This window comes from Streptomyces mangrovisoli (assembly GCF_000974985.2).
GTDB classification, from domain to species: domain Bacteria; phylum Actinomycetota; class Actinomycetes; order Streptomycetales; family Streptomycetaceae; genus Streptomyces; species Streptomyces mangrovisoli.
Genome location: NZ_LAVA02000064.1, coordinates 69,528 through 82,458 on the forward strand (window position 1 = coordinate 69,528; position 12,931 = coordinate 82,458).

12 protein-coding genes are annotated in these 12,931 nt (G+C 73.0%); 6 read left to right on the forward strand and 6 right to left on the reverse strand.

All coding sequences use genetic code 11. The features are described from left to right. Positions 1-7: 7 nt before the first annotated feature. The 3 genes from WN71_RS25265 to WN71_RS25275 all read right to left on the reverse strand — a co-directional run bounded on the left by WN71_RS25265 (position 8) and on the right by WN71_RS25275 (position 1,412). On the reverse strand, positions 8-256 hold the full coding sequence (locus WN71_RS25265; protein ID WP_046590049.1) for a hypothetical protein: 249 nt from the start codon (positions 254-256) through the stop codon (positions 8-10). After that, a complete protein-coding gene (locus WN71_RS25270) occupies positions 253-756 on the reverse strand; it encodes a sigma factor-like helix-turn-helix DNA-binding protein (RefSeq protein ID WP_046590050.1) in 504 nt (167 codons plus the stop codon). Before WN71_RS25270 ends, WN71_RS25265 begins: the two co-directional genes overlap by 4 nt. Before the next feature lie 149 nt (positions 757-905). Further along, the gene (locus WN71_RS25275; protein ID WP_206300138.1) at positions 906-1,412 is read right to left on the reverse strand and encodes a MarR family winged helix-turn-helix transcriptional regulator; all 507 of its coding nucleotides are present in this window, start codon (positions 1,410-1,412) and stop codon (positions 906-908) included. A gap of 161 nt (positions 1,413-1,573) precedes the next feature. Between WN71_RS25275 and ilvA the strand changes: the two genes are divergently transcribed. The 3 genes from ilvA to WN71_RS25290 all read left to right on the forward strand — a co-directional run bounded on the left by ilvA (position 1,574) and on the right by WN71_RS25290 (position 4,913). Further along, positions 1,574-2,803 (forward strand): threonine ammonia-lyase, encoded by a 1,230-nt coding sequence (ilvA, locus tag WN71_RS25280; protein WP_046590052.1) that lies wholly within the window; start codon positions 1,574-1,576, stop codon positions 2,801-2,803. A gap of 284 nt (positions 2,804-3,087) precedes the next feature. Continuing rightward, on the forward strand, positions 3,088-4,110 hold the full coding sequence (locus tag WN71_RS25285) for an ATP-binding cassette domain-containing protein (protein WP_046590054.1): 1,023 nt from the start codon (positions 3,088-3,090) through the stop codon (positions 4,108-4,110). Further along, complete coding sequence (locus tag WN71_RS25290; RefSeq protein WP_046590058.1) at positions 4,107-4,913, forward strand: ABC transporter permease; 807 nt, start codon at positions 4,107-4,109, stop codon at positions 4,911-4,913. The genes WN71_RS25285 and WN71_RS25290 overlap by 4 nt, the downstream gene beginning before the upstream one ends. Before the next feature lie 108 nt (positions 4,914-5,021). Here the strand turns inward: WN71_RS25290 and greA are convergent, their stop codons facing one another. Next, entirely contained in the window at positions 5,022-5,522 is a 501-nt protein-coding gene (greA, locus tag WN71_RS25295) for a transcription elongation factor GreA (protein WP_046590059.1), read from the reverse strand. A 191-nt stretch (positions 5,523-5,713) separates the two neighbouring features. Next, positions 5,714-6,112, reverse strand: coding sequence for a DUF4307 domain-containing protein (locus tag WN71_RS25300; protein WP_046590061.1), 399 nt, complete (start codon positions 6,110-6,112; stop codon positions 5,714-5,716). Between the two features lie 124 nt (positions 6,113-6,236). Between WN71_RS25300 and mca the strand changes: the two genes are divergently transcribed. Together mca and WN71_RS25310 are read left to right on the forward strand one after the other, a co-directional pair. Next, on the forward strand, positions 6,237-7,097 hold the full coding sequence (gene mca, locus WN71_RS25305; protein ID WP_046590062.1) for a mycothiol conjugate amidase Mca: 861 nt from the start codon (positions 6,237-6,239) through the stop codon (positions 7,095-7,097). Next, positions 7,090-7,347: a hypothetical protein gene (locus WN71_RS25310; protein ID WP_079178091.1), complete on the forward strand. Its 258-nt coding sequence runs from the start codon at positions 7,090-7,092 to the stop codon at positions 7,345-7,347. Before mca ends, WN71_RS25310 begins: the two co-directional genes overlap by 8 nt. A gap of 98 nt (positions 7,348-7,445) precedes the next feature. Here WN71_RS25310 and WN71_RS25315 read toward each other — a convergent pair whose 3' ends face one another. Then, positions 7,446-10,646 (reverse strand): tetratricopeptide repeat protein, encoded by a 3,201-nt coding sequence (locus tag WN71_RS25315; protein WP_046590066.1) that lies wholly within the window; start codon positions 10,644-10,646, stop codon positions 7,446-7,448. A 240-nt stretch (positions 10,647-10,886) separates the two neighbouring features. On the opposite strand from WN71_RS25315, the gene WN71_RS25320 reads away from it, so the two are divergent. Next, a complete protein-coding gene (locus tag WN71_RS25320; protein WP_046590069.1) occupies positions 10,887-12,923 on the forward strand; it encodes a thioredoxin domain-containing protein in 2,037 nt (678 codons plus the stop codon). Positions 12,924-12,931 lie beyond the last annotated feature (8 nt).

Sequence of the window (12,931 nt, forward strand, 5' to 3'; positions counted from 1 at the left end):
GCCGGGGTCACCAGCCCGTGAGCGGTGGAGTCGTCTCGGACGGCGGCTCCACCCACGGGCGCGCCGTCAGGGCCCACACCGTGAAGGCGACGGCCGCCGCGCACAGCAGCAGCCACATCAGCCGCCGGGCCGCGCGCCTGCGGCGCAGCATCCGGCCGCCGCGCCGTACGGCGTCCGCGTACAGGTCGGGCGGCACCTGGGGCGCGCCACGCTCCATGATCCGCCGTACGGCGGCCTCGCGTTCGGGCCGGTTCACGACGCCACCGCCTTCGCGCCCCGCACCGGCGCGGGCGCCGGTCCGCGCGGCGGGTGCAGCAGGGTGGCCGTGGCGCGGTCGCACACCGTGTGGACCCGCTCCGTGGGCAGGCCGAGCAGCGCCGCGACCTGTTCCTCGGCGACCCCCTCGTACAACCTGAGCACGAGGACCAGGCGCTCCTGGGGGCCGAGCGCGGCCAGGGCGCCCGGTGCCCGCCGGGCGGAGCGGCCGAAGCCGTGCGGGCGCCAGGCGCCGTGCGCGAACCGGGCCGCCAGATACTGCCGGGCCCGGTCGTACGGATCCTCGCCGCGCAGCCGGTCCCAGCCCGCGTACGTGTGCGCGAGCGCCAGGGCCAGCAGGCGCCGCGCGCGCGGGTTGTCGTCCGGAGCCTCGGCGGTGAGCAGGGTGGCGGCATGCAGCAGCCGCCCGGCCGCGCCCGCCACGAACGCCTCGAACTCCTTCGCCCGGCGGGCGCGTCGCGACGCGTGTCGTTCTCCCACCGCGCCTCCCGACTGCATCCCGGTCACCCGGAGGTGACGGGCCCCGCCCCGCGGCCGAAAGACCGCGCACGACGGGCCCGATCTCATATGAGGCCAGGGGTGGCCCCACGGTCAAGAGCCGGGGAGCCGGACACGGGCGGGCAGGGCGCTCAGGACTGGGGCGACGGCTCCGCGCCGGGCAGGCCCTGGGCGCTCGTCCGGGCGGACAGGGCGGTGTTGAAGCGCATGAGGAGCGTGCAGAACGTCTCGCGCTCCTCGGGCGCCCAGTCGTGTGTCAGCTCGGCCATCAACTGACGCCGCGAGGAGCGGACTTCCTCGAGGCGCGCCTGCCCGCGCGGGGAGAGCTGGAGCACCACCGCGCGCCCGTCCTCGGGGTGCGAGGTGCGCTTGACCAGGCCGGTGTCCACGAGCGGGGCGACCTGCCGCGTCACCGTCGAGGAGTCGATGCCCATGGACGCGGCCAGCGCCTTGACCCCCATGGGGCCTTCCTTGTCCAGGCGGTTGAGCAGCAGGTACGCGGCCCGGTCCATCGAGTTGCGCACCTGGCCGACCCCACCGAGCCGTGTCTGTTCGGCACGGCGGGCGAACACCGCCACCTCGTGCTGCAAGGTGTCGAGGAGACCGGGGTCACCGACGGTCGACATGTCCATCGACATTCCAGGTGTTGTGGGCATGGCCGGGGGCTCGCTTCATGGAGGCTGCTGGGATGGGGGACAGAGTACGCGGCCGGGGGGCGGGGCGTACCGGCGCTGCCCAAACCAGTCTCGGAGGTTGGTCACAGCGGCGCCCACCGAGTGTGAACTGCGATGCTGGAGAGATGAGCTACAGCACGGCCGACTCCTTGCGCTCCGTGACCCTCGACGATGTGCGGGGAGCCCAGAAGATGCTCGCCGGTGTCGCCCGGGTGACCTCGATGGAGGGCAGCAGGCTCCTGTCCCGGCTCGCGGGCACGCCGGTGCACCTGAAGTGCGAGAACCTCCAGCGGACCGGCTCGTTCAAGCTGCGTGGCGCCTATGTGCGGATCGCCGGGCTGCTGCCCGAGGAGCGGGCCGCCGGTGTGGTCGCCGCGAGCGCCGGCAACCACGCGCAGGGCGTGGCGCTGGCGTCCTCCCTGCTCGGGGTCCGCTCGACGGTGTTCATGCCGAAGGGCGCCCCGCTGCCGAAGATCAGCGCCACCGAGGAGTACGGCGCCGAGGTGCGGCTGCACGGCCAGGTGGTCGACGAGACGCTGGCCGCGGCGCAGGAGTACGCCACCGAGACGGGCGCGGTGTTCATCCACCCCTTCGACCACCCGGACGTCATCGCGGGCCAGGGCACGGTGGGCCTCGAGGTGCTGGACCAGTGCCCCGAGGTCGGCACGATCCTGGTCGGCATGGGCGGCGGCGGGCTCGCGGCGGGCATCGCGGTCGCCGTGAAGGCGCTGCGGCCCGATGTGCGGGTCGTCGGGGTGCAGGCGGTGGGCTCGGCCGCCTATCCGCCGTCGCTGTCGGCGGGCCGGCCGGTGTCGATCGAGGCTCCCGCCACGATGGCCGACGGGATCCGGGTCGGGCGGCCCGGCGAGGTGCCGTTCGCGCTCGTCAGGGACCTGGTGGACGAGGTCCGTACGGTCACGGAGGACGAGCTGTCCGCCGCGCTGCTGCTCTGCCTGGAGCGGGCCAAGCTGGTCGTCGAGCCGGCCGGCGCGAGCCCGGTCGCGGCGCTGCTGAGCGCGCCCGGCTCGTTCGCGGGGCCGGTCGTCGCGGTGCTGTCCGGCGGCAACGTGGACCCGGTGCTGATGGAGCGGGTGCTGCGGCACGGCATGTCCGCGCAGGGCCGCTACCTGGCCGTACGGCTGCGCCTGACGGACCGCCCCGGCGCGCTCGCGACGCTGCTCGGGGTGCTGTCCGCGGCGGACGCCAACGTCCTCGACGTGAGCCATGTGCGGACCGATCCGCGGCTCGGGCTCACCGAGGCCGAGGTCGAGCTGCACCTGGAGACGAAGGGCCCGGCCCACTGCGACGAGCTCGGCCGTGCGCTGCGCGAGGCGGGCTACACCGTCATCGACTGAGCCGGGGCGCGCGCCCGGACGGCCCGCCCGGAAATCCGGCGGCGCCCGCCGCCCCGCCGCCGTACCGTGGCACGGTGTGAACGAGGCCGCACCCGTTCGAGTGAAGTCCATTGAGAGACGCGATACATCGCGTTATGGTGTGTCGGGTGGACGGGTGACGTGAGGGCGGGGGACGGTGGCGGCGGGACCGCCGACGGCCGACGTACCGCTCAGTTCCGTCCCCGGTTCCGGTCAATGGTTCATGTGCACTGCTTTCCGACGACCCCGACGACACGGAGACTCACATGCCAGGCGCCATCCATGCCGAAGGCCTGGTCAAGACCTTCGGTGACGTAAAGGCTCTGGACGGCGTCGACCTCGACGTCCCCGAAGGCACGGTCCTCGGCCTGCTCGGGCCCAACGGCGCGGGCAAGACGACCACGGTCCGCTGTCTGACCACCTTGCTGCGCCCGGACAGCGGCACGGCCGTCGTGGCGGGCATCGACGTCCTCAAGCACCCCGACGCCGTCCGCCGCAACATCGGCCTGTCCGGCCAGTTCGCGGCGGTCGACGAATATCTCACCGGCCGCGAGAACCTCCAGATGGTCGGCCGGCTCTACCAGCTGAAGGCCGCGGCGGCGAAGGCGCGCGCGGAGGAGCTGCTGGAGCAGTTCCACCTCGTCGACGCGGCCGACCGCCCCACGAAGACCTACTCCGGCGGTATGCGCCGCCGGCTCGACCTCGCCGCGGCCCTGGTGGTCTCGCCGCCGGTGATGTTCATGGACGAGCCGACGACCGGCCTCGACCCGCGCAACCGCCAGCAGCTGTGGGAGGTCATCAAGCAACTGGTCTCCGGCGGTACGACGCTGCTGCTGACCACCCAGTACCTGGAGGAGGCCGACCACCTCGCGCACGACATCGCGGTCGTCGACCAGGGCCGGGTCATCGCCCAGGGCACCTCCGACCAGCTCAAGGCCCGCACCGGCGGCGAGCGCGTCGAGGTCGTGGTGCACGAGCGGGAGCACATCCCGACCGCCGCCGAGGTGCTGCGCGGCTTCGGCAAGGGCGACACCACGGTCGAGGAGCACACCCGCAAGCTCACCGTCCCGGTCACCGGAGGCGCGAAGCTGCTCGCCGAGGTGATCCGCGAACTCGACACCCGCGGCATCGAGATCGACGACATCGGACTGCGCCGCCCCACCCTGGACGACGTCTTCCTCTCCCTCACCGGCCATGTCGCCGAGCTGACCGCCGAGGAGAACGGGGCGAACGGTTCCGGCGACCCGGCGGCCAAGGAGCCCCGGCAGCAGAAGGAGGCCGCCAAGTGAGCGCCCTGAACGACTCCCTGGTCATCGCCCACAGGAATTTGATTCGCATGAGTCGGATTCCAGAGATGATCATTTTTGGCTTGATTCAGCCAATTATGTTCGTGGTCCTGTTCACCTATGTCTTCGGCGGCTCGATGACCGTCGGCGGCTCCACCGATCCGGACGTCTACAAGAACTTCCTGATGGCCGGCATCTTCGCGCAGACGGTCACCTTCGCCACCGCGGGTGCCGGTGCGGGCATCGCGGACGACATGCACAAGGGGCTGGTGGACCGGTTCCGCTCGCTGCCGATGGCGCGCGGCGCGGTGCTCACCGGGCGGACCCTGGCCGACCTCGTGCAGACCGCGGTGACCCTGTTCGTGCTGGCGATCGTGGCGCTGCTGGTGGGCTGGCGGCCCGGCTTCGAGAACCCGACCAACGTCGGAAAGGTGTTGGCCGGCTTCGGCCTGCTGCTGCTCCTCGGGTACGCGTTCACCTGGATCGGCGCGCTGATCGGGCTGTCGGTGCGCACCCCGGAGGCGGCCACCTCCGGCGGGCTGATCTGGCTCTTCCCGGTCACCTTCATCTCGAACGCGTTCGTGGACTCCTCGCAGATGGCGTCCTGGCTCCAGCCGATCGCCGAGTGGAACCCGTTCAGCGCCACCGTCCAGGCCTGCCGCATGCTCTTCGGCGACCCGGGCGTCTCGCAGTCCGACGCGTTCCCGATGGCGCACCCCGTGTGGGCCTCGCTGCTCTACTCGGTCGTGATCGTCGCGATCTTCCGGACGCTGGCGGTCCGCAAGTACCGCTCGGCGACGGCCTGACGCCGTGACGCCGTGACGGCCTGACGGCGTGACCTCGGACCGGCACGACGAAGCCCCCGGTGTCCGCGGACACCGGGGGCTCGTCCTGGTCAGGGCGCGTGGCAGGGCTCAGCCCGAGTAGGGCTCGGCCTTGAGGATGCGCACCGAGGCCTTCTTGCCGTTGGGCAGCTCGTAGTCCGCGTCCTCGCCGACCTTGTGGCCGATCACGCCCGTGCCGAGCGGGGACTGCGGCGAGTAGGTCTCGATGTCGGAGCTGGCGTACTCACGGGAGGCGAGCAGGAACGTCATCGTGTCGTCCTCGTCGCCGTCGAAGGCGATCGTCACGACCATGCCCGGCGCGACCGTGCCGTCCGCCGACGCCGGCGCCTCGCCGACCTGGGCGTTCTCGAGAAGCTGGGTCAGCTGGCGCACACGGAGCTCCTGCTTGCCCTGCTCCTCCTTGGCGGCGTGGTACCCGCCGTTCTCGCGCAGGTCGCCCTCCTCGCGCGCGGCCGCGATCTTGGCGGCGATCTCCGTGCGCGCAGGACCAGTAAGGTGCGCAAGCTCGTCCTTGAGCTTGTTGTACGCCTCCTGGGTCAGCCAGGTGACGTTCTCGCTGGTCTGGGTCACAGGTGCTCCTCGTCGGTACTGGGAATACAAAGCATCGCCCTACCCAGAAGAATGCTTCCTCACGGAAGGGCGAAACCACGAGCCTAACAATTCAAGCGCCGAAGGGGGAGGACATAAGGCACTGAATTTCCATAGGCCCTGGTCAGCGCCGACAAGGCGAGGGTGATGTGCGACCGGGGCGCGTGCGCCGGTCAGCCGCTGTGGCAGCCCAGCAGTTCGGCGGTGGTGCCCCGGGCGGTCGTACGGAGCGTGACGACCTTGTCGATCCGGGTGGCGCTGCCGTCGAAGTGGAAGTCCGCCCGGCCCACCTCGCTGCCGTCCGCGGCCTGTGAGCGCAGGGTGCAGTAGCCGTCCGTGCCGGCGTCCTTGTGGACCTCGAGGTGCACCTGCACGGCGGTGTCGTTGGCCTGGAAGGTGATCACCTGGGCGCTGATCTCGGTCCCGCCGACGTAGTCCCAGGCGAACCAGCCGACCGCGGCGGCCAGCAGGGATCCCATGACGATCGCGGCGATTCTGAGCCGTCGGTCGGAGCGCTCGTCCGAGGAACGGCCGTAGCGGCCCTCGGGCAGCCGCGTGCTCGCCGTACTCATGATCGTCCTCTCCGCGGAATTATTCGCCCCCCGATTCGGTCACTATAGAAGCCGCCGATCGCACCCCGACCCATCGGGGCGCCGACCTACCGAGGATTGAGTCTTGACTGACCAGCTGCGACTGATGGCCGTCCACGCCCACCCCGACGACGAGTCGAGCAAGGGCGCGGCGACCATGGCGAAGTACGTGTCCGAGGGGGTGGACGTGCTGGTCGTGACCTGCACCGGCGGGGAGCGCGGCTCCATCCTCAATCCGAAGCTCCAGGGCGACACGTACATCGAGGAGAACATCCACGAGGTACGCAAGAAGGAGATGGACGAGGCCCGCGAGATCCTCGGCGTCCACCAGGAGTGGCTCGGCTTCGTCGACTCGGGTCTGCCCGAGGGCGACCCGCTGCCGCCGCTGCCCGAGGGCTGCTTCGCGCTGGAGGACGTGGACAAGGCCGCCGGAGAGCTGGTCAAGCAGATCCGTTCCTTCCGTCCCCAGGTGATCACCACCTACGACGAGAACGGCGGCTACCCGCACCCCGACCACATCATGACCCACAAGATCTCGATGGTGGCGTTCGAGGGCGCGGCGGACACCGAGAAGTACCCGGAGTCCGAGTTCGGCCCGGCGTTCCAGCCGCAGAAGCTGTACTACAACCAGGGCTTCAACCGCCCCCGTACCGAGGCGCTGCACCAGGCGCTGCTGGAGCGGGGCCTGGAGTCGCCGTACGGGGACTGGCTCAAGCGGTGGAAGGAGTTCGAGCGGGCCGAGCGCACGCTGACCACGCACATCCCGTGCGCGGACTTCTTCGAGATCCGTGACAAGGCGCTGATCGCGCACGCCACGCAGATCGATCCGGACGGCGGCTGGTTCCGGGTGCCGATGGAGATCCAGAAGGAGGTCTGGCCGACGGAGGAGTACGAGCTGGCGAAGTCGCTCGTCGATACCTCCCTCCCCGAGGACGACCTCTTCGCGGGCGTCCGCGACAATGCCTGACATGAGCGCAAGTGTGAGCCTGGCAGTGACCCACCTCGTCCCCCTCGCCAAGGAGGTCGACGAGAACAAGGTCACCCCCGGTGTCCTGGGGTTCATCGTCTTCGCGGTGATGGCCCTGGCCGTGTGGGGCCTGATGAAGTCCATGAGCAAGCACATGGGCAAGGTCGACTTCAAGGAGTCCTCGGACGCGTCCGCGGCGGCCGAGCCGACCGACGCCGTCCCGGCGGACGCCGAGCCCCGGCAGGGCTGAGAGCGGCCCCGCGGGCCGGACGCGACCCGGCGGGGCCGCCGCCGCGACCGGCCGGGGCGGCCGCCGAGCCGCCCCGTCTCGCGGGGTACCCGTGGGCGTCACTGCCGGGCGGCCGGTACGGCCACCCCCATGACCTCGCGGGCATGGCGGCTGGGCACCATGCCGAGCCGCCATGCCTGCCACCCCGCCTCCAGCCCGGCGCCCCGCTCCAGCAGCAGCTGGTACGCCTCGATGTAGTCGCCGAGCTTCTCGTCGCGCAGGGCGTGGCCCGTCCGGGCGAGCTGCGACAGGTCCTCCTGGGCGACCGCCGTGCCCACCTCGATGCCGCCGGGCGCCGCGTACGGCAGCAGCGTGCAGCGCAGGAAGCGCGCCCAGTCCTCGCCCCGCCGGTCGCCGTACGAGGTGAACAGGGTGAGCGCCTGGTCGCACAGGTCCAGCGCCTGCGCGGCACGGCTGTTGCCCGCCTCGACGACCGCCAGCTCCAGGCAGGTCCACGCCTCGCCGTGGGCGACGCCGATGCGCTGGAAGTCGGCGCGGGCGTCGACGAGCAGCTGCCGGGCGAAGCCGGAGTTGCGCAGCGAACCGGTCCGCGCCGCGCTCTGGTCGCGGGTGACGCGGGCGGAGTGGTGCCGGGCGCAGGCCAGGCCGTACACGTCGCGGATCCGCGAGAACATCGTCCGGGCCCGTTCCAGCTCGCGCACCGCCTGGTCCAGGTCGCCGGTCTCCTCCAGGGCCTGGCCCAGGTGGTAGAGGGTCCAGGCCTCGCCGCGCGCGTCCTCGTTGTCCCGGTGCCGGGCCGCCGCCTGCCGTAAGCCGTCCACGGCCGGCAGCGGGTCGCCGGCCACCACCCGGGCCCGGGACAGCTGGGTGAGCGCCCAGGCCTCGCCGCGCGCGTCGCGGGTGCGGCCGTAGAGGTCGAGGGCCGTGCGCAGGTGCGCCTCGGCGCCCGGTACGTCGTCCATGCGCAGATACAGCTGGCCCAGCTGGAAGTGGGCCCAGGCCTCGCCGTGCACGGACTTGCCCCGCCGGTGCAGGACCAGGGAGCGGGTGAGCAGGTCGAGGGAGTCGGCGAGGCGGGAGCGGTCGCGTTCCACGGCCGCGAGGGCGTGCATGGTCCAGGCCCGGTCCGTCGCCAGCTCGGGGGCCTGCTGGAGGTCGAGGGCCTCCTGGAGCCGGGCGGCGGCCTCGGTGAGCTGGCCCTGGTGGTGCAGGGTGATGCCCAGCGAGCACAGCGCGCGGGCCGCGCCCGCGTCGTGATGGGCCTGGACGTACAGGTCGACCACGGAGGTCAGCGTGGTGCGGGCCTTGTCCAGCTCGCCCAGCTGACGGGCGGCGATGCCGGTGCGCCACTGCACCGAGCGCACCAGCAGGCCCTCGTCCACGGCCTGGGCCAGCTCGCTGATCTCGCCCAGCCGGTAGAGGTCGCCGCGCAGCAGGCAGTAGTCGCACAGCGCGCCCAGCAGATTGCGTACGGCCGCCTGGTTCACGCCCTCGGCGTGCCGCAGGGTCGCCGTGATGAAGCTCGACTCGTCGTCCAGCCAGCGCAGCGCCTCGTCGAGCGAGGTGAAGCCGTGCGGGCCGAAGCGGTCGGAGCGGGTCGACATGTTGCCGTCGACCAGCCGCAGCACGGAGTCGGCGAGGTCGGCGTAGTTCACGATGAGGCGTTCCTGCGCGGCGGAGCGCTCGGCCGGGTCCTCCTCGTCGAGCAGCCGGGCCTGGGCGAAGGCGCGCACCAGGTCGTGCAGCCGGTAGCGGCTGCCGCGCACCTGGTCGAGCAGGCCCGCGCGGGCCAGGGCGTCGAGATGGCGGGTCGCCTCCGGCTCGTCGGTGGCCAGCAGCGCGGCGGCCGCGGCGGTGCCCAGCGAGGCCCGGCCGGCCAGCGCGAGCCGCCGCAGCAGGCGCCGGGCGGGTTCCTGCTGGTCGGTGTAGCGCAGCCACAGGGCGCGCTCGACGGGGGCCACGGGGCCGTACGCGCCGAGGTCGCCGGCCAGCTCCCGGGGCGAGCGCGGGCCGAGCGAGGAGCCCGCGATGCGCAGCGCCAGCGGCAGCCCGCCGCACAACTGCCGTATCCGGTCGCTGGATTCGGCGTCGTACGGTTCCGGGCGGTGCTGTGCGGCGGAGGCGAGCAGTTCCTCGGCGCCGGCCGGGCCGAGCGCCTGGACCGGCAGCCGGTGCACCCAGGCGGGCAGGTCCGCGGGCAGGTCGAGCGGTTCGCGGGCGGTGACCAGGACCAGGCTGTCGGAGCGTTCCGGGAGGAGGGCGCGGACCTGTTCGGGGTCGCGCGCGTCGTCGAGCACGATGGTCACGGGCAGGCTCGCGGGGTGCTGGCGGTAGAGCTCGCCGAGCCGTTTGACCTGCTGGTCGGGGGACGAGCGTTCGCGGAACAGCAGCTGCTCGCGGGGCGCGCCGAGCCGGTTCAGCAGATGGAGCAGGGCGTCGCGGGTGGTCAGCGGGGTCTCCCCGGCGCTGTCCCCGCGCAGGTCGACGACGCAGGCGCCGCGGAAGTGGTCCTTGAGGTCGTGGGTGGCGCGCAGCGCGAGCGCGGTCCGGCCGGAGCCGGGCGCGCCGTGCAGCACGACGACCGTCGGCCGGGTCTCGGTGTGCGCGCGGGCCGCCTGTACCCACTGCCTGAGCTGCGCCAGCTCACTGCGACGACCGGCCAACGTGCGGTCCGCGTCCGGCAGTTGGGCGAAGGACTGTTCCAGCGCGCTGCGCCTGCGGGCCGCGGCGCTCTTGTCGCTGCCGCGCAGCTTGGGACCCGCCTTGGGGCCGGTGGACGCACTGATCATGCGCTGCTGATCGAGGAACGGGCGGATGCCGCGCACCTCCAGCGCGGTCAGCCACTGGAGGCGCAGCGCCTCCGGCCCGCCGGGCTGGCTCACCGCCCCGGCCCGGTGGTGGGCGGCGGGCAGGTGCGCCCCGGCCACCTTCACCACGGTGGCCGCGGCTCCCACGGCCCCCACGACGGCGCCGGCGCCGAGCGCGGTGCCTGCCCCGGTGCCCAGCGACAGGTCGGCCACCGCGGCGGCGACGGCCGCAACGGCCGCCACCAGCAGGGGAGTTCCGGCGCCCTCGCGGGCGTAGCGCTGCCCGAAGCTGATCTGGCCCGCCTCCGCCTCGGCGAGGGCGCCCGCATAGGCGTCGTACTCCTGCGCCGCCGTCTGCGCCATCGCGTCGAGCGCGGACCGCGCCCTGGTCGTCAGCACCTGCGCGTCGAGCCGCCCGCCCGACCGCCGTACCTCCTCCTCCACCGCCCGCCCGATCATCCGTTCGACCTCCGCCCGATGGCCGTCCCGCATGTCCCGTCCCCCTCCGGCGGCAACTCCTACGCCTACGAGTGTGCTTGGGGCGGGACGCTTGCGCGAGAGAGCGGAAGCGGATCTGTCCGGCGGGACCGGGCGGGACCGGGGCGGGAGGGGCGGGGACCGGGGGCGGCACCCGCCCGTGCCCGCCGTCCCGTGTCCGCCGTCGGGTGGCCCTCGCGCCTTCCGGGCCGTTGATCCACGCCCCGATCCGCGTACTGCGGCAGGATGGATGCCATGCCGAACCGCCTGGGCCATGAGACGTCCCCGTATCTGCTGCAGCACGCCGACAACCCCGTCGACTGGTGGCCCTGGTCCGAGGGGGCCTTCGAGGCGGCGCGGGAGGCGGGCAGACCCGTGCTGCTGAGCGTCGGGTACTCGAGCTGCCACTGGTGCCATGTCATGGCGCACGAGTCGTTCGAGGACGAGGCGACCGCCGAGTACCTCAACGAGCACTTCGTGAGCGTCAAGGTCGACCGCGAGGAGCGGCCCGACGTCGACGCCGTCTACATGGAGGCGGTGCAGGCGGCCACCGGCCAGGGCGGCTGGCCCATGACCGTCTTCCTCACCCCCGACGCCGAGCCCTTCTACTTCGGCACCTACTTCCCGCCCGAGCCGCGGGCCGGGATGCCCTCGTTCCGGCAGGTCCTCGAGGGCGTGCACAGCGCCTGGACCGAGCGGCGCGAGGAGGTCGCCGAGGTCGCCGGGAAGATCGTGCGGGACCTCTCGGAACGGGAGATCGCGCACACCGGCGAGCGGCCGCCGCAGGAGGACGAGCTGGCGCAGGCGCTGCTCGGACTGACCCGGGAGTACGACCCGCAGCGCGGCGGATTCGGCGGGGCGCCGAAGTTCCCGCCGTCCATGGCCCTGGAGTTCCTGCTGCGCCACCACGCCCGCACCGGGGCCGAGGGCGCGCTCCAGATGGCCCAGGACACCTGCGAGCGGATGGCACGCGGCGGCATCTACGACCAGCTCGGCGGCGGCTTCGCCCGTTACTCCGTCGACCGCGACTGGGTGGTGCCGCACTTCGAGAAGATGCTCTACGACAACGCCCTGCTGTGCCGGGTCTACGCGCACCTGTGGCGGGCCACCGGATCGGCGCTCGCCCGCCGGGTCGCGCTGGAGACCGCCGACTTCCTGGTGCGCGAACTCCGCACCGAACAGGGCGGGTTCGCCTCCGCGCTCGACGCCGACAGCGACGACGGCACCGGCCGGCACGTCGAGGGCGCCTACTACGTGTGGACGCCCGCCCAGTTGCGCGAGGTCCTCGGCGCGGACGACGCGGAGCTCGCCGAACGGTACTTCGGCGTCACCGAGGAGGGCACCTTCGAGGAGGGCGCCTCCGTGCTCCAACTCCCGCAGCAGGACGGCTTCTACGACGCCGAACGGGTCGAGTCGGTCCGCGCGCGGCTGCTCGCCGCGCGCGACGGGCGCCCCGCGCCGGGCCGCGACGACAAGGTGGTCGCCGCCTGGAACGGCCTCGCGGTCGCCGCGCTGGCCGAGACCGGCACCTACTTCGACCGGCCCGACCTCGTCGAGGCCGCCGTCGGCGCCGCCGACCTCCTCGTGCGGGTGCACCTCGACGAGCAGGCCCGGCTCGTGCGCACCAGCAAGGACGGCAGGGCCGGCGCCCACGCGGGCGTCCTGGAGGACTACGCCGACGTCGCCGAGGGCTTCCTCGCGCTCGCCTCCGTGACCGGCGAGGGCGTCTGGCTGGACTTCGCGGAACTGCTCGTCGACCACGTCCTCGCCCGGTTCACCGACCCCGCCACCGGCACCCTCTACGACACCGCCGAGGACGCCGAGCCGCTCATCCGCCGCCCCCAGGACCCCACGGACAGCGCCACGCCGTCCGGCTGGAGCGCCGCCGCGGGCGCCCTGCTCGGCTATGCCGCGCAGACCGGCTCCGAACCCCATCGGGCCGCCGCGGAGCGGGCGTTGGGGGTGGTCGCGGCGCTCGGGCCGCGCGTCCCGCGCTTCATCGGCTGGGGCCTCGCGGTCGCGGAGGCGTACCGCGACGGACCCCGCGAGGTCGCGGTGGTCGGCCCGTCCCTCGACGACGAGGCCTCGAAGGCCCTGCACCGTACGGCACTTCTGGGCACGGCGCCCGGCGCGGTGGTCGCCTTCGGCACGCCGGACAGCGACGAGTTCCCCCTCCTCGCCGACCGGCCGCTGGTCGACGGCGCGCCCACCGCCTACGTCTGCCGCAACTTTACCTGCGACGCCCCGACGACCGACCCGGAACGCCTGCGCGAGGCGCTGGGCGGCCTCTGAACGGCCCT